This window comes from Sulfitobacter sp. UBA1132, assembly GCF_002311545.1.
Taxonomy (GTDB): domain Bacteria; phylum Pseudomonadota; class Alphaproteobacteria; order Rhodobacterales; family Rhodobacteraceae; genus Sulfitobacter; species Sulfitobacter pontiacus.
This window is the reverse complement of record NZ_DCAN01000017.1, coordinates 55,333-71,828: the sequence shown is the minus strand read 5'-3', so window position 1 is coordinate 71,828 and position 16,496 is coordinate 55,333. Positions and strand designations below refer to the sequence as shown.

18 protein-coding genes are annotated in these 16,496 nt (G+C 60.0%); 3 read left to right on the top strand and 15 right to left on the bottom strand.

All coding sequences use genetic code 11. The features are described from left to right. Positions 1-39: 39 nt before the first annotated feature. On the bottom strand, positions 40-762 hold the full coding sequence (locus tag B4F27_RS13035) for a 16S rRNA (uracil(1498)-N(3))-methyltransferase (RefSeq protein WP_286759871.1): 723 nt from the start codon (positions 760-762) through the stop codon (positions 40-42). A 12-nt stretch (positions 763-774) separates the two neighbouring features. Between B4F27_RS13035 and ubiA the strand changes: the two genes are divergently transcribed. From ubiA to B4F27_RS13020, 3 genes are all read left to right on the top strand, one after another. Further along, positions 775-1,749, top strand: a complete 975-nt coding sequence (gene ubiA, locus B4F27_RS13030; protein ID WP_286759870.1) for a 4-hydroxybenzoate octaprenyltransferase — start codon at positions 775-777, stop codon at positions 1,747-1,749. A 63-nt stretch (positions 1,750-1,812) separates the two neighbouring features. Then, positions 1,813-3,711: an OmpA family protein gene (locus B4F27_RS13025; protein ID WP_286759869.1), complete on the top strand. Its 1,899-nt coding sequence runs from the start codon at positions 1,813-1,815 to the stop codon at positions 3,709-3,711. Between the two features lies 1 nt (position 3,712). After that, positions 3,713-4,039, top strand: coding sequence for a hypothetical protein (locus B4F27_RS13020; protein ID WP_005849689.1), 327 nt, complete (start codon positions 3,713-3,715; stop codon positions 4,037-4,039). 16 nt (positions 4,040-4,055) lie between these two features. Here B4F27_RS13020 and B4F27_RS13015 read toward each other — a convergent pair whose 3' ends face one another. The 14 genes from B4F27_RS13015 to B4F27_RS12950 form a co-directional block, all read right to left on the bottom strand. Further along, positions 4,056-4,499, bottom strand: a complete 444-nt coding sequence (locus B4F27_RS13015) for a molybdenum cofactor biosynthesis protein MoaE (protein ID WP_009825254.1) — start codon at positions 4,497-4,499, stop codon at positions 4,056-4,058. A 1-nt stretch (position 4,500) separates the two neighbouring features. Further along, complete coding sequence (gene moaD / locus B4F27_RS13010; RefSeq protein ID WP_005849691.1) at positions 4,501-4,746, bottom strand: molybdopterin converting factor subunit 1; 246 nt, start codon at positions 4,744-4,746, stop codon at positions 4,501-4,503. After that, complete coding sequence (gene pgsA / locus B4F27_RS13005; protein WP_074634748.1) at positions 4,746-5,411, bottom strand: CDP-diacylglycerol--glycerol-3-phosphate 3-phosphatidyltransferase; 666 nt, start codon at positions 5,409-5,411, stop codon at positions 4,746-4,748. Before pgsA ends, moaD begins: the two co-directional genes overlap by 1 nt. A gap of 122 nt (positions 5,412-5,533) precedes the next feature. Further along, positions 5,534-7,399 carry an excinuclease ABC subunit UvrC gene (uvrC, locus tag B4F27_RS13000; protein WP_286759868.1) on the bottom strand — a complete coding sequence of 622 codons (1,866 nt, stop codon included), beginning with the start codon at positions 7,397-7,399 and terminating at the stop codon, positions 5,534-5,536. A 284-nt stretch (positions 7,400-7,683) separates the two neighbouring features. After that, positions 7,684-8,463, bottom strand: coding sequence for an SDR family oxidoreductase (locus B4F27_RS12995; protein WP_286759867.1), 780 nt, complete (start codon positions 8,461-8,463; stop codon positions 7,684-7,686). 12 nt (positions 8,464-8,475) lie between these two features. Further along, positions 8,476-9,429: a calcium/sodium antiporter gene (locus B4F27_RS12990; RefSeq protein ID WP_005849697.1), complete on the bottom strand. Its 954-nt coding sequence runs from the start codon at positions 9,427-9,429 to the stop codon at positions 8,476-8,478. A 173-nt stretch (positions 9,430-9,602) separates the two neighbouring features. Continuing rightward, positions 9,603-10,400, bottom strand: a complete 798-nt coding sequence (locus B4F27_RS12985) for a S49 family peptidase (RefSeq protein ID WP_286759866.1) — start codon at positions 10,398-10,400, stop codon at positions 9,603-9,605. A gap of 51 nt (positions 10,401-10,451) precedes the next feature. Then, positions 10,452-11,213 (bottom strand): ABC transporter permease, encoded by a 762-nt coding sequence (locus B4F27_RS12980; protein WP_005849702.1) that lies wholly within the window; start codon positions 11,211-11,213, stop codon positions 10,452-10,454. Further along, positions 11,210-12,139 carry an ABC transporter ATP-binding protein gene (locus B4F27_RS12975; RefSeq protein ID WP_286759865.1) on the bottom strand — a complete coding sequence of 310 codons (930 nt, stop codon included), beginning with the start codon at positions 12,137-12,139 and terminating at the stop codon, positions 11,210-11,212. Before B4F27_RS12975 ends, B4F27_RS12980 begins: the two co-directional genes overlap by 4 nt. 65 nt (positions 12,140-12,204) lie before the next feature. Then, positions 12,205-12,729, bottom strand: a complete 525-nt coding sequence (locus B4F27_RS12970; protein ID WP_064215833.1) for a CoxG family protein — start codon at positions 12,727-12,729, stop codon at positions 12,205-12,207. A gap of 139 nt (positions 12,730-12,868) precedes the next feature. Then, positions 12,869-13,831, bottom strand: coding sequence for an NADPH:quinone oxidoreductase family protein (locus B4F27_RS12965; RefSeq protein WP_009825263.1), 963 nt, complete (start codon positions 13,829-13,831; stop codon positions 12,869-12,871). Positions 13,832-13,950: 119 nt separating this feature from the next. After that, entirely contained in the window at positions 13,951-14,061 is a 111-nt protein-coding gene (locus tag B4F27_RS12960) for a DUF2474 family protein (protein WP_005849709.1), read from the bottom strand. Beyond that, entirely contained in the window at positions 14,061-15,068 is a 1,008-nt protein-coding gene (gene cydB / locus B4F27_RS12955) for a cytochrome d ubiquinol oxidase subunit II (protein ID WP_005849712.1), read from the bottom strand. Before cydB ends, B4F27_RS12960 begins: the two co-directional genes overlap by 1 nt. 10 nt (positions 15,069-15,078) lie before the next feature. Next, complete coding sequence (locus B4F27_RS12950) at positions 15,079-16,494, bottom strand: cytochrome ubiquinol oxidase subunit I (RefSeq protein WP_074634753.1); 1,416 nt, start codon at positions 16,492-16,494, stop codon at positions 15,079-15,081. Between the last annotated feature and the right edge of the window lie 2 nt (positions 16,495-16,496).

The following is a 16,496-nucleotide window of genomic DNA, read 5'->3' as shown; positions in this document are numbered from 1 at the left end:
GTGAAACCCCCACTCCGACGCGCGTGCCGGAAACCGCACTCACGCCCAATCTCCCAATGTCTTTTGCCACAGGGTCATAGCCGCCACTGCTGCCGTATCCGCCCGCAAGATGCGCGGCCCCAATGCGACAGGGCGCGACCAGTCCAACCCGCGCAAACGTGTGCGTTCACTGTCGGAAAACCCACCCTCTGGTCCAATCAGGATGGCCCAAGGACCAGGCCGCGTGGACGCGAGCCCCTCTTCCTCGCCCGCCAGCGCCTCGTCGCAGAACATCAAGGACCGCTCGGGCTCCCAACGATCGATCAGACGGTCCAGCCGGACCATATCGGCCACCTCCGGAACGAAAGTGCCGCCGCATTGCTCCGCTGCCTCGACCGCGTGGGCTTGCAGACGATCGCGCTGCACGCGGCCGGCGTTGGTAAATTCACTTTGCACCGGCACAATGCGCCGCGCCCCCATTTCGGCAGCTTTCTCGACAATGAAATCCGTGCGCGCCTTTTTGATCGGCGCAAAGATCAGCCACAGGTCGGGCGGCATCTGCAGCGGTTTCGTCTGCTCGGCGCAGGCCAGCACACCGCCGCGTTTGCCCGCCTCGGCGACCTCGGCGCGCCATTCGCCATCAATGCCATTAAACAAAAGAACCGACGCGCCCACCGATTGGCGCATCACGCCAAAGAGATAATGCGCCTGCGCCTTATCCAAAGGAACGGATTGCCCCTGCCCCAACGGATGATCTACATAAAGTCTGATTTTCGCGTTCATGGGCACAGATATATGTACGACACCTCGCCGACACCAGATGGGAATGATGCGACACGCGTGGTCGATGCCCCTGCGGACAATTGGGTCGACCGTTTTGCGCCGCGTTTCACCCGCCCCTACCTGCGGCTCAGCCGCGCCGACCGCCCTATTGGCACCTGGCTTTTGCTGCTGCCCTGCTGGTGGGGGCTGACGCTGGCGATGCTGTTTGACCAGCAACCGCGCTGGTTTGACCTGTGGATCTTCATCGGCTGCGGTGCCGGTGCCTGGCTGATGCGCGGCGCGGGGTGCACGTGGAACGACATCACCGACCGGCATATCGATGGCAAGGTCGCCCGCACGCGGTCACGCCCCATCCCCTCGGGTCAGGTCAGCGTCAAAGCTGCGCTGGCATGGATGATCGCACAGATGCTGATCGCGCTTGGCATTTTGCTGACCTTCAACGGGGCTGCCATCGCCCTTGGTGTGCTGGCCCTGCTGCCCGTCGCCGTTTACCCTTTTGCCAAACGTTTCACGTGGTGGCCGCAAGTTTTCCTTGGCATCGCATTTAACTGGGGCGCGCTGCTGGCCTGGACCGCCCATACCGGCAGCCTCGGCGCGCCTGCGGTGGTGCTCTATGCTGCGGGCATCGCGTGGACGCTTTTTTATGACACGATCTATGCCCATCAGGACAAGGAAGATGACGCCCTGATCGGGGTCAAATCCACAGCCCGCCTGTTCGGAGACAATACCGGCCATTGGCTGCGGCGCTTCCTGATCGCCACCGTGGGCCTGATGGGGCTGGCGGTGGTCTTTGCCCTGCGCGATTCCGCATCCTTTCTGGCGATGGTCATCGCCCTTGGCGGGCCTTGGGCAATGGGGTGGCATATGGCGTGGCAGCTGCGTGGTATCGACATCAACGACAACGACAAGCTTCTGCGCCTGTTTCGTGTGAACCGCGATACCGGCATGATCCCGCTGGTGTTTTTTGCCGCAGCCCTGCTGGTGTGATTGCACCCCTGCCCCCTCGGGCGTATCAAAGGCTCCAACGTTAACGGTTTCAGAAACGAGCTTATGCGCCTATCTGCACTCCTGATCATCGCGATGACCTTTACAGCCGCTGCGACCGTCTCATTGGTGGCCGCGAATTTTTCGGTAACCCTGATTGAGGAAAACTCCGAGATCGGCGTGCGTGATGCGCTTGATGCAAAAGAGATGACATGGGCCGAAGTGCAGGCAGACGGGTTGCAGGTCACCCTGTCGGGCACCGCGCCGGACGAAGTCGCGCGGTTCAATGCGCTAAGCACCGCAGGCACCATCGTCGATGCTGCCCGCGTGATTGACCAGATGGATGTGACCGCGCAGGCCGCAATCGCCGCGCCGAAGTTCTCGGTCGAGATCTTGCGCAATGATTCCGGCGTTTCGATCATCGGGCTGATTCCCACGACCACGGACCGCGATGCGGCCATCGACCGTTTCCAATCTATCGCCGGTCAAGATCATGTCGCCGACCTACTGGAATCAGCAAATTACCCTGCCCCCGACGGATGGGAAGACGCCTTCGGTTTCGCCATTTCCGCGATGGAGAAACTGCCCCGTGCCAAAGTCTCTGCCGAAGCGGGGCGTGTGGCAATTACGGCCATTTCCGACAGCGCAGAAGCCAAGGCACGGCTGGAAAACCAGCTGAAACGTGCGGCCCCTCCCGGGCTGGTGGTGACACTGGAGATCGCCGCGCCGCGCCCGGTGATCACGCCCTTTACCCTGCGCTTCCAGATCGCGGAAGACAGCACCGGCTTTGACGCCTGCAGCGCGGATACCGAACAGGCCAGCGCCCGGATCCTCAAGGCGGCCGTTGCGGCTGGCGCACCGGGGTCGGCACGCTGCACGGTGGGTCTTGGCGTGCCAAGCCCGCGGTGGTCGGAAGCCGTGGAAAAAGCCATCGGCGCGCTGTCCAAGATCGGTGGCGGCTCCGTCAGCTTTGCCGATGCGGATATCAGCCTGATCGCCGCCGAAGGCACCGAACGCGCCGTCTTTGACCGCGTCGTCGGAGAGCTGGAAAACGCCCTACCTGACGTCTTTGCGCTGAATGCCCGCCTGCCCCAAGCTGTCGACCCCGACGCCGGCCCGCCCGAATTTGTCGCCACGCTCTCGCCCGAAGGTCAGGTGCAGCTGCGCGGCCGTCTGACAGACGACGCGCTGCGCGAATTGGCCGACAGCTACGCCAAGGCGAGCTTTGGCTCGGACAAGGTCTATACCGCCGCGCGGATTGTCGATGATCTGCCCGCCGATTGGCCGACGCGCGTGCTGTCGGCACTGGATGCGCTGTCCAAGCTCGCCAATGGCACGGTCATCGTGACCCCCGATAGCGTCAGCGTCGCGGGCAACACCGGTAACCCCGATGCCAGCACGCAGATCGCAACCTTGTTGGCGGGCAAACTGGGCGAAGGCAAAGACTATGAGGTCAAAGTCGCCTATCAAGAAAAGCTCGACCCCGTTCTGGGCCTGCCCACCCCGCAGGAATGCGAAGCCGAGATCGGCAAAGTTGTGGCCAAGGGCAAGATCAACTTCGAACCCGGCAGCGCCACCATTGACGCCTCGGCGCTTGGTACGATGGATCAAATTGCCGAAATCCTGCAAGACTGCCGCGACATAGCACTTGAGGTACAGGGCTATACTGACAGCCAGGGCCGCGAGGAAATGAACCTCGCGCTGAGCCAGTCGCGGGCCCAATCGGTGCTGAACGAACTGCGCGCCCGCCGCGTAATCACCGGCTCCTTCGTGGCCAAGGGCTATGGTGAAGAATCGCCCGTTGCCTCCAACGACACCGAAGAAGGCCGCGAAGCGAACCGCCGGATCGAATTTAAGCTGATCAATGAAGGCCCGTCGGAAGATTCTGACGAAACAGCGCTGGAAAATGGCGCGGATACAGGCGATACAGACACACCATCCGAACAGACCCAAGAAGGCAACTAACATGAGCAGAACCGAATTTGTCATCGCGACAGCGATTATCCTATTCGTCGCCTTCTGCCTTGGATGGTTTGCCAACTGGCTGCTGCACCGCTTTACCCGCGTGGCGGCCGACGATGTTGCCCAGCTTGACCGGATGAGCCAGGAATTGCACGAAGCCGAAGAAACCCGCGATCAGGCGATCACCTATCTGCAACAGCGCGAGGCAGAGCTGACGAACCAGCTCAACCAGACCGAGGCAGAGCTGCGCGCGGCGATGGACGGGTTGCGCGATGCACGCCACGAAGCGGAAGAAATGCGCGCCTATATCGATCGTCAACAGGCCAGCTAAAGGGCCAACGTGCCGCTTACCACCGGGCCAGCGCGTCTTCGTCTTCTGCCTTTGATGCAACCCAATCCGCCCCTTTGGCAGTGATCTCGCGCTTCCAGAAGGGCGCGCGCGACTTCAGGTAATCCATCAGGAATTCAGCCGCTTCAAACGCATCCTTGCGGTGGCGCGCAGCGGTGGCGACCATCATGATCATCTCGCCCGGCAGCAGTCGGCCAAAGCGGTGAATGACCAGCGCATCCCCCAGCGAAAACCGCGCCATCGCGGTTTCGGCCATCTCGGTCAGGGCAGATTCGGTCATGCCGGGGTAGTGTTCAATCTCCATCGCCTGCAACGGATCATCGGGCAGATCGCGCACGATGCCGGTGAAGGTCACAATGGCGCCCATATCCCGATGGCCGGCAGCAAAATCCTGGCTTTCCTGCCCCAGATCAAAACCCGCTTCCTGAACCGAGATCTTCATCTCAACCCCCTGTCATCGGCGGGAAAAACGCCACTTCGCGCACCCCTTCCAAAGAGGCATCGAAATCGGCAAGTTCCTGATCCACGGCGACACGCAGGCCGGACAGATCGGAAAAGGCGACCGCATAGCGCTCTTCGCGCGCGCGCAGTTCCTCTACAAGGTCCAGAACAGTGCGCGCCGACGTCTCGACCTTCTCACGAGGCAGCCCGATACGTTCGCGAACCCATGCAAAATACAAGATATTCATCAGCGTGGCTCCACCAGATGGGGCATGGATTTGCGCAGATAATCATAGCCGGTGATCGCCGTCAGCGCCGCCGCGATCCAAAGCAGCACCAACCCGATCCGGCCGGCCCAGATCATCCCGTGGAACTTCCAAGTGAGCCCTAGAACGTCCTCTTCCTCGCCAGAGAGTATGGCACCGACCAAGGCGTTATCCATGCCGAAAATCGACATGCCAAAGTAATGTTCAAACAGCCCCTGCCCGAACAGCACGGCGATCGCGACCATCTGCGCGGTTGTCTTCCACTTGGCCAGCGCCGTGACCTTCAAGGTGCCGGACACATCCCCCAGAAACTCCCGCAGGCCCGAAACAAAGACTTCGCGAAACAAGATCACGGTGGCAGGGAGCACCAGCCATGGCGACCAGCTTGAAAACGCGACGATCACCATCAGCGCAATCACCACCATCGCCTTGTCAGCAATCGGGTCCAGCATGGTCCCCAGCTTGGTTTCCTGCCCCCACGCGCGCGCAAGATAGCCGTCAAACCAATCGGTGACCGCTGCGGCGATGAATAGGAACATCGCCAAAGCGTCCGCATAGGGACGCGAAAAATACAAGAACATCACAGCCACACCCGGGGCCGCGACAAGACGCAAGAGCGTCAGGATATTGGGGATATTCCACTTCATAGCGTCACCCTACAGTGGCAAGACGACAGGGGAAAGTGCCAAGATATCGCCTTCATTTTGCAAAATAAACTCCCCGCGGAGCGTCCTGCCCCCACCACGTGCCCGAAGGCTGAAATTTTGGGCTATCCGCGTTCATGGAAAAACGCATAAATCCGTTCGGCCAAAGCAACCGACACCCCGTCGACCGCCTTCAAGTCGCTCAAGTTCGCGCGACCAACGGCCTTGGCTGACCCGAAATGGGCCAGCAGCGCGCGTTTGCGGGCGGCACCGACGCCGGGCACGTCATCAAGGGGCGTCGCCCCCACGGCCTTGGCACGTTTGGCGCGGTGGGTGCCGATGGCGAAACGGTGGGCTTCGTCGCGCAAACGCTGGATGAAATACAAAACCGGATCATTATGCCGCAAGGCCATCGGGCGCTTGCCGACGCGGTAAAACTCCTCTTTGCCCGCATCACGATCCACACCTTTGGCCACGCCGACCATCGGAATATCCTCGACCCCGTATTCGCGCATGATGGATGCCACAGCACTCACCTGCCCTGCACCACCGTCGATCAACAACAGGTCGGGCCACATGCCAAGCTTGCGGTCCGGGTCTTCCTTGAGCAATCGTTTGAAACGGCGGGTCAGTACCTCTTTCATCATGCCAAAGTCATCCCCCGGCGTCAGGTCATCGCCGCGAATGTTGAACTTGCGGTACTGGTTTTTCATCATCCCGTCGGGGCCGGCGACAATCATACCGCCAACCGCGTTCGTCCCCTGGATGTGGGAGTTATCGTAGACCTCGATCCGTTGCGGCGGCGCAGGCAGATCAAAGGCGTCAGCGATACCTTGAAGAAGGTTCGTCTGGGTCGCTGTCTCCGCCAGTTTACGCGCCAGAGATTCGCGGGCGTTGCGCAGCGCCCCATCGACCAGCTCTGCTTTTTCGCCACGTTTAGGGACCACAATATCAACTTTACGCCCCAGCTTGCCCGACAGCGCCTCGACCATCAGATCGGGGCTTTCGATGTCGTTCGACAGGATCAGCTGACGCGGTGGTTCGCGGGTGTCATAGAACTGGCCGATAAAGGCCTCCAGCACCTCGGCGGCATCCACATCGGGGCCCACACGGGGATAGTAGTCGCGGTTCCCCCAGTTCTGGTTGGCGCGGATAAAGAAGACCTGCACGCAAGCCTGCCCCTGATCCATGTGCAGCGCGATAATATCCGCTTCGGCAACGCCTTGCGGGTTGATCCCCTGTGCCGTTTGCACCTGCGTCAGCGCCTTGATCCGGTCGCGCAGGGCGGCGGCGCGTTCAAACTCCATCGCCTCCGACGCCTCGGCCATCTCGGTCGCCAGCCTGCCCTGAATATCGGTGGACTTACCGTTGAGGAATTTCTCTGCGTCCTGCACCGTCTTGCGGTATTCCTCGGGCGAGATTTTACCCACACAGGGGGCAGAGCAACGCTTGATCTGATGCTGCAAACAGGGGCGCGAGCGGCTTTCGAACATCGCGTCAGAGCAATCGCGCAGCAGGAACACCCGTTGCAGCTGGTTCAGCGTACGGTTCACCGCACCGGCGCTGGCGAAGGGCCCATAGTAATTGCCCTTTTCTTTTTTGGCCCCACGGTGCTTTTTGATCTGCGGATAATCATGCGTGGCCGTGACCAGAATATTGGGAAAGCTCTTGTCATCGCGCAGCAGCACGTTGAATTTCGGCTTGAGCTGTTTGATCAGGTTCTGTTCAAGCAGCAACGCCTCGGTCTCTGTTTTCGTGGTCAGAAACATCATCGACGCGGTGTTTGATATCATCCGCGCGATCCGGCCCGAATGACCTGACGGACGCGCGTAGTTGCTCACCCGCGCCCGCAGATTTCGCGCCTTGCCCACGTAAAGGACACGGCTTTCCGAATCGAGCATCCGGTACACACCAGGAGAGCCATCAATCGTTTTCAGGTACGATTGAATCACCTCATGGCCGGTTTTCGGTTTTTCGTTAGCGTCTGACATTGATTCGAGCGTTCGGACCTTTTGGCTGCAACAGTGTTAGCGGTAGGACAAGATTAAACATACCCACGACTCTTGTGGATAACCTTGCAGATAACTTTCAAACAGCGCGGATTTTCTCATGTATTAATGGGGCTTCCAGTGTTTGCCTAATTTTTAGGCATATATGCAAGTCATTGATTTTAGGCGTTATTTTTATTAACACTTTCCAACCCACTGAAAACACGCCCCTTTTTGTAACGGTTTTGTTACCGATGTGACCGCGGTGCACAACTTGCGTGGAAAGCCTATTCTAGGCCTTGCGCGTCGGGGGTTTTCCAGCCTAGGTGCTGCCCCCCGTCAGTGCAGATCAACTGCCCCGTGACCGACGGCGCATCAAGGAAATAGCCCAATGCAGCGGTAATATCGCGGGGATTCGCCCCCCGTTCGAGAATCACCTTGGACCGCTGCCGCGCAAAGTGTTCGTCGGTCTGCTTGGCCCCCTTCAGGGTCGGCCCCGGACCGATTGCATTGACCCGTATCGCCGGCGCCAGTGCTTGGGAAGATGTCTGGGTCAGCGCCCACAACCCCATTTTGCCGATAGTATATGTCATGAACTCCGGCGTGAGCTTGCGCACACGCTGGTCCAGCATATTGATGATCAGCCCCACGGCGACGGGCTCGTCCTGTGCGTCAGCCTCCGGAGCCAATCCTTGCGCGGCCATGGCCTGCGTCAGAATGAAAGGTGCCCGCAGGTTGCTGCCGATATGGCGGTTCCAGCTTTCCTCTGTCGCGGTAGAAATGTTGTCGTATTCAAAAATCGACGCGTTGTTCACTAGGCAGGTGATCGGCCCGCCAAGTGCCCCTGCCGCGCGTGGCAGCAGATCATGCGTCGCGGTCTCGTCCAGGAGATCGGTTTGTAGGGCGACAGCCCGCCGCCCCTTTGCCTTCAATTCGGACACAACCTCGTCGGCACCGTCGGACGAGCTGTTGTAATGCACCGCAACGTCATACCCGCGATCCCCGAGATATAGCGCCATGGCACGCCCCAAGCGGGCTCCGGCTCCGGTTACCAACGCGTGTTTCATACCGCACCTCTCTTAGATCAGAACAGCCGCCATATAGCCCGCATAGACGGCACATAGAACGATGCCCCAGATGCGGTTGATGTCACGCCCCAGATACACAAAGGGGATCAACAGCAGCGACGCCCCCAGCATGACCCACAGATCGAACCGCAGGAATTCCGGATCAACATGGATCGGCCCTACAAGGCTCGCGATACCGATAATGCCCAGCAGGTTGAACAGGTTGGACCCGATCACGTTACCCAAGGCGACATCAGCCTGACGGCGCAGCGCAGCCATAACAGTTGTGGCGAGTTCGGGCATCGAGGTTCCGATCGCCACCAACGTCAGCCCGATGACCGTGTCGCTCACCCCGTAGGCGCGCGCGATCATGGACGCATTATCCACCAGCAGCCCCGCCCCGAGGGGTAAACCCACCAACCCGAGCACAAGGAATACCGCAATGCGCCAGCCCGGCATATCGGGATCGGCCCCTTCGGGCTCTTCCAGGTCAGCGGCGGCAGCGTTTTTACATTCGCGGCGATGCTCTTTGCCGTCGCGGTACATGTCGTACAGCACATAGGCCAAGGCCCCCAGCAACACGAAACCCGCCCAGAAATCGAAAACGCCACGATACGCCAGCCCGATGAACAACACCGAAGCGGCAATCATCATGTTGAACGTCTTGCGCGTGCTACACTCTGACGTGTGCATCGTCGCCAGCAAGGCGGGCACCCCGAGCACCAGCAGGATGTTGGCGGTGTTCGACCCCACGACATTGCCCAATGCGATCCCCGGTGAATCGTCCAGCACCGCCTTGATCGACACCAGCAATTCGGGCGCAGACGTCCCGAACGCCACAATCGTCAGGCTGACGATCAAAGCGGGCACGCCGAGGCGCAGGGACAGGTTGACCGCCCCCTTAACCAACGCATCCCCGGCCAGCAACAAAATCACCAGCCCCAAAACACTTAGAACCCAAGGCATAATCATCCGCGTTTACCCCCGCATCCGCAGGGAGATTTCCCAATGCGATAGCGTCCACAATTATTACATTTCTTCTGGCTCAGGCGCTTACCGCCCAGCCAGTGCATCTTTCCAAACCATGCGAGCGTGCCCATGGCGACCAGAAACAATAAGACAATCTTAAAGACCATGCGTCAGAGCCCGAACCGCGCATAGGCCGCGCGCTCTTCAATACTGTCGACCGCGTCGCCGATGATCTGCGCACCAAAACGGGACAGCAGCCCCTTTTTGGTGCCGTAGCGGTTGAACTTCACCTTGTCGCCAAAACGTTGCTTGATCATCGGGCGCAGGTGGCCGATGCCGTCGATCAGCCCCAGCTCGGTGGCGCGTTTCGCCAGCCAGACCTCTCCGGTGAACAGGTCAGTTTCAGAGGAAAGCTTGCTCCCGCGGCGTGATGTGACGTGATCGATGAAGTTCCCGTGGATATCCTCCAGCAGTTGCTTCAACCGCGCGACATCTTCGGGCTTTTCAGGGCGGAACGGGTCGAGCATGGATTTGGACTGGCCCGCAGTATAAACCCGCCGCTCTACCCCGTGGCGTTGGATAAATTCATCCGCACCAAAAGACGCCGAAATCACACCGATGGACCCCAGAACGGAACTGGGATCGGCATAGATTTCATCCGCAGCCGCGGCCAGCCAATATCCGCCAGAGGCCGCGACATCTTCGACAAAGGCGATGACGGGGATGTTCTTTTCCTCAGCCAGACGCCGGATGCGCGCGCCGATCAACGACGATTGCACCGGGCTACCGCCGGGACTGCTGATTTCCAAAACCACAGCCGCGGGTTTGCCGCGGTTGAATGCTTTGTCGATGGCGGGGCCAATGCCGCTGTCGTTCAGGCCACCACGGGTGCGGCCCCCGATCACGCCGGACAGTCGCACCACGGAAACCGTCGGACGGGAGGCCAAAAAGGGAAGGTATTTTCTCATACCTTCCCATGTAGAGTGCACCATACCTGCAAACAAGGAGGCACCCGATACTTACTGCCTAATCCGCCAGCCGGTACGGAAAATCCAACCGATCACCGCAAGACACAGCGCCGTAAAGCCCGCGATTGCCAAAAGGCTTGTCACAATCGGCACATCCGCCGATCCGAAGAAGGCCCAGCGGAAGCCCGAGATCAGATACACCACCGGGTTAAAGTGAGAAATCACCTGCCACACCGGCGGCAGCATAGAGATCGAGTAGAACGATCCCCCAAGGAAGACCAAGGGCGTCACAATCAACAGCGGCACAAGCTGCAACTGTTCAAAGTTGCCCGCCCAAATCCCGATGATGAAGCCCATCAGCGAAAAGCTGATGCAGGTCAGCACCAGAAAGGCCACCATCCAGATCGGATGCTGAATGGTGATGTCCACAAAGAAGAACGCCGTGAGCAGGATGATCACCCCGATAAACAGTGCCTTGGTCGCCGCAGCCCCGACATAGCCGCAGACAATTTCGATAAAGTTAACCGGCGCGGATAAAAGTTCGAACACGGTGCCGATGAACTTGGGGAAATAGATGCCAAAGGACGCGTTCGAGATCGACTGCGTGATCACGCTCAGCATGATCAGCCCCGGTACGATAAACGCGCCATAGCTGATGCCTTCGACCTCTTGGATGCGGCTGCCGATCGCCGCGCCGAACACCACGAAATACAGCGATGTCGACAACACCGGAGAGATCAGACTCTGCGTGATGGTGCGAAAGAAGCGCGCCATTTCAAACGTGTAAATGGATTTGACAGCGATCCAGTTCATGCCGCGTCCTCCTTGACCAGATCGACAAAAATATCCTCAAGACTGCTTTGCGACGTCTCAAGATCAGACAGTACAAGCCCCGCGGCCGCGACATCGGACAAGAGCTTGGTGATGCCCGTCCGCTCTGCCCGCGTGTCATAGGAATAGATCAACGCGTGCCCGTCGTCGGACAGGGTCAGCGCGTCAGAAGCAAGACTGTCGGGGATCGCGTCAATCGGTTGGGTCAGCTGCACCACCAACTGCTTTTTCCCCATGCGTGACATCAACGTGTCTTTATCCTCGACCAGCAGGAGCTCGCCGTGGGCGATCACACCGATCCGGTCGGCAATCGCCTCGGCTTCCTCGATATAGTGGGTGGTGAGGATGATGGTCACGCCACTGGCCTTCAGGTCCGCGACGATATTCCACATATCGCGGCGCAGCTCTACGTCGACGCCGGCGGTGGGTTCATCCAGGAACAGGACGCGGGGCTCGTGTGCCAATGCCTTGGCGATCAAGACACGACGTTTCATCCCGCCCGACAAGGCGCGGATCTGGCTGTCTTTCTTGTCCCACAGCGATAGCTGCCGCAGGATCTTTTCAACTGCTGCATCATCCTTGGGCTTCCCAAACAACCCGCGCGAGAAACGCACAGTGCTGATGACTTTTTCAAAGGGTTCAAGGTTAATCTCTTGCGGTACCAGCCCGACCATCGACCGCGCACCACGGTAGTCGTTTACCGTGTCGAAACCGCCCACAGTGACGCTACCGCCTGTGCCGGTCGTGATCCCGCAAATGGTTGAAATAAGTGTTGTTTTCCCTGCGCCATTAGGGCCAAGCAAGGCAAGGATTTCGCCCTCTTGGATGTTCAGCGACACGCCTTTCAGCGCCTCGAACCCATCTGCATAGGCCTTGCGCAGGTCGGTGATCTTTACGATGTCAGGCATGGGCGTCTCCGGTGTTGTTGGCCGGAAACTAGACTGATTATCCCAAAGTGAACAGGCCCTACCCGTCAGCTTTTGCTGCGGCCGAACCAGCCCTTTTTCTCGGCTGGTGCATCCGCTGCCTCTGCCGCTTCCGCCGGCGCATCCTCGGCTGGGCCCTCAAGCGTTTCTTGCAGGTTGTTAAAGAACTGGTCCGCCATCTTTTTGGCAAACCCGTCGATGATCCGGCTGCCAAGCTGTGCAAGCTTGCCGCCGACCTTGGCCTCGACGTCATAGGAAAGCTCGGTCCCGCCATCGACAGCAGCCAGCGTCACGTCCGCCTCGCCCTTGGCAAAGCCCGCAGCACCGCCTTTGCCTTCGCCGCTGATCTTGATCGACTGGTCGGGCACCATATCGGTCATGGTGACCTGCCCCTTGAACGTGGCTTTGACGGGGCCGACCTTCTGCACCACGGTCGCCTCGAACCCTTCTTCCGGCGATCCGGTCACCTCGGTCGCGCCGGGGACGCATTTGATCAGCATGTCAGGGTCCAGCAGCGCGGCATATACCTCTGCCGGGCTGGCTGCGATCTGGCGGGTCTCTGACATTTTCATGGGGGCTCTCCGTTGATGGCTTTGCGACAACCTAGCGCACATCAATTGGCGACGCCAAGGTCAAACGCGCGGGTCCAGCTTTTGCGATAGGGCCGCTAAAGACCTCAACAGTCGCCACATCGCCAATAAAACGCAGACCCTAGCTGACCCGTACGATGACCTTGCCCGTCGCCTTGCGCGTGCGCAGCAGATCCAGCGCTTCGTTCGCTTGATCCAGCGGCAGTACGTGGCTCACATGGGGTTTCAGCTTGCCCGCGCTATACCAGTCAATCAGCACCTTGAAGCTGTCTGTCAGCACCTGCGGTTTGAAATTCTTGTAGCCGCCCCAGAAAAAACCCAGCACGTCAATGTTCTTGACCAGCAGGATATTGGCAGGGATCTGCGGCACCTCGCCCGAGGCAAACCCAAGCGGCAGGATGCGGGCCTCGGGGTTGCAGGCCCGTAGCGCCGCCTTGAACTGGTCGCCGCCGATCGGGTCATAGACCACATCTGCCCCGCCCAAGGATTTCACCACCTCGCGGATGTCATCGGTTTCTGAATCGATCAGATGGTCGGCCCCGGCAGCGCGGCAAATCTCTAGCTTGGCCGCACCACGGGCGCAGGCGATGACCTCTGCCCCCATGAGCTTGCCCAGCTCCACCGCGGTCAGCCCGACCCCGCCCGAGGCCCCCAGCACCAGCAGACGTTCCCCCGGTTGCAGCCGCGCCTTGTAGTCCAGCGCCACATGACTGGTGCCATAGGCCACAAGAAAGGCCGCGGCATCCTCGGCCGGCATATCGTCGGGGATCGGCACGCAGACATTGGCGGGAATGGCGGCATATTCGGCCAGCCCCAGCAGACCGCTATAGGCTGCGATCCGTTGACCAACGGCCAGATCGGTCACGCCCTCCCCCACGGCGGCGACGCTGCCCGAAAGCTCCATCCCCAGCGTGAAGGGCAGATCCGGCTTTTGCTGATAGGTGCCCTTGATCATCAGCAGGTCACCAAAGTTCAACCCGCAGGCATCGACCTTGATCAACACTTCGCCAGCGGCGGGGACGGGCATTTCCAGCTCTTGTTCGGACAGGGGCTGGTCATAGGCGGTGACTTGCATGGCGCGCATCGGGGGATCCTTTTGCTATTTCACGCAAAAGGGCCAGAGCATTGGCGGCTTTGCAACCCCCTTGCCCCGGCCCTTGTGAAATTACCCAACGGCAGATGCCCGGCCCCGCCATGCCCCCCTCAGGGCATGATCATCAATCGGATCCCATAGGCCACCAGCCCAAGCGCTGCGACGCTCAGCACCCAGATCAGGACAAACCACCCGGTGCGTGTCATCCAGTTGCGTCGCATCAGTGGTAGCCCTCTTCGGGGTCGATCTTCCCGCGGAACACCCAGTAGGTATAGATCGTGTAAGACAGGATCATCGGCAGCAGGACCAAAGTGCCGACCAAGGCGAACTTGAGGCTACTGTCAGGTGCCGCGGCCTCGACGATGGTCAGCGAGGAAGGCACGATATAGGGGTAGAAGCTGATCCCGATCCCGATAAAGCCCAGCACGAACAGCGCCAGCGCGCAGAGGAACGGCGTCACATCCCAATGGCGCTGCAGCCCGTGGAACAGCCCATAGACGGCCGCGGCCACCAAGGCAGGCACCAGAAAGCTGAAGATCGCGGTCGGAAAGGCGAACCAGCGGCCAAAGAAAGCGTCGTTCAGGAAGGGCGTCCAAAGGCTGACGAGCCCCATGAACACCAGTGTCGCAATGGCAAAGGGCCAGGCCAGCCGCCGCATATGCGCCTGAATACGGCCCTCGAGCTTCATGTTCAGCCAAGTCGCGCCCAGCATCGCATAGCCGACGGTCACCGCGAAACCGGTCAGGACAGAGAAGGGCGTCAGCCAGTCCCACCAGCCGCCGGCATAGGCGCGGTTCTCGATCTCGATCCCCTGCACCAGCGCGCCAAGCGCGATCCCCTGACACATGGAGGCCACCAGCGAGCCCCCGAAGAACGAGATATCCCACAGATGTTTGCCCCGCACCGTGCGCCAGCGGTATTCAAAAGCGACGCCGCGAAAGACCAGCCCCAGCAGCATCAGGATGATCGGCATATAAAGCGCGGGCATCACCGTGGCATAGGCCAGCGGGAAAACGGCGAACAAACCGCCGCCACCCAGAACCAGCCACGTTTCATTGCCGTCCCAGATCGGCGCGACAGAGTTCATCATCACATCACGTTCGCCCTCGTCCTTGGACAACGGGAACAGCAGCCCGACCCCAAGGTCGAATCCGTCGAGGATGACATAGATCAGCACCGCAAGCGCGATGATGCCGGCCCAGATAAACGAAAGCTCTAATCCAAACATCTGCTGTCTCCTACTCTGACGCTGCTATGTCTTGGGTCTTGTCCTGCGCCACCGGAGTCGTCCCCGCCGCGCGGACGGGGCCGTCGGTGATCTCTCCTTGCGCGCCCACATGGGGGCGTTTGCGCATCAGCCCGAGGATATAGAAAACCCCCGCCCCGAAGACGAAGAAATAGACCACGATGAACGAGATCAACGATGCACCAACCGCAGGCGCGCTGACCGGGGCAAGGCTGTCACTGGTGCGCAGCAGCCCGTAGACGGTAAAGGGCTGACGTCCGACCTCGGTCGTGATCCAACCGGCCAACACGGCGACAAAGCCCATCGGCCCCATGACGATCGCCGCCCGATGCAACCAGCGCGAGCTGTGCAGCGTCCCGCGCCAGCGCGCGATCCCGCCCCAAAGGCCAAAACCCAGCATGGCAAATCCAAGCCCCACCATCACCCGGAACGAGAAAAAGACGATGGCAACCGGCGGCTCGTCCTCGTCAGGGATCGTGTCCAGCCCGGCCAGCGGCGCGTTCAGGTCATGCTTGAGGATCAGCGACGACAGTTTCGGCACCTCGATGGCGTAATCGACCCGTTTTTCTGCCTGATTGGGGATGCCGAACAGGATCAGCGGCGCGCCGTCGGGGTGGCTGTCGAAATGCCCTTCCATCGCCATGACCTTGGCGGGCTGATGCTCTAGCGTGTTGATGCCGTGGAAATCCCCTGCCGCGATCTGCAAGGGGGTGACAAGTAGCAGCATCCACATCGCCATAGAGAACATGCGCCGCGATGCAGGCCCCTGATTGTCCTTCAGCAAATGCCACGCACCCACGGCGCCCACAACCAGCGCCGTCGTCAGATAAGCCGCCAGCACCATATGCAGCAAGCGGTAGGGGAAGGACGGGTTGAAGACGATCTTCCACCAATCCAGCGGAATGAACTGCCCCACGTCGTTAATGCCATAGCCCGCAGGGGTCTGCATCCAGCTGTTCACCGACAGGATCCAAGTGGCCGAAAGCAACGTGCCAAAGGCAACCATCGCCGTTGCGAACATATGCAGCCCCGGCCCGACCCGTTTCAGACCAAACAGCATGATGCCCAGAAAGCCGGCCTCGAGGAAGAAGGCCGACAGCACCTCATAGGCCATCAGCGGCCCGACCACCGGCCCCGCCTTGTCAGAGAAGACCGACCAGTTGGTGCCGAATTGATAGGACATCACAATGCCCGACACGACGCCCATGCCAAAGGCCACGGCAAAGATCTTTTTCCAGTAGTCGAAAAGCACCCGATAGGTTTCGTCCTTGGTCCAAAGCCAAAGCGCATTCACCACCGCCAGAAAGCTGGCCAACCCGATCGAGAACGCCGGAAAGATAATGTGAAACGAAACGGTAAAGGCGAATTGGACCCGTGCCAGAACCTCGGCGGAAAACCCATCAAGCATGT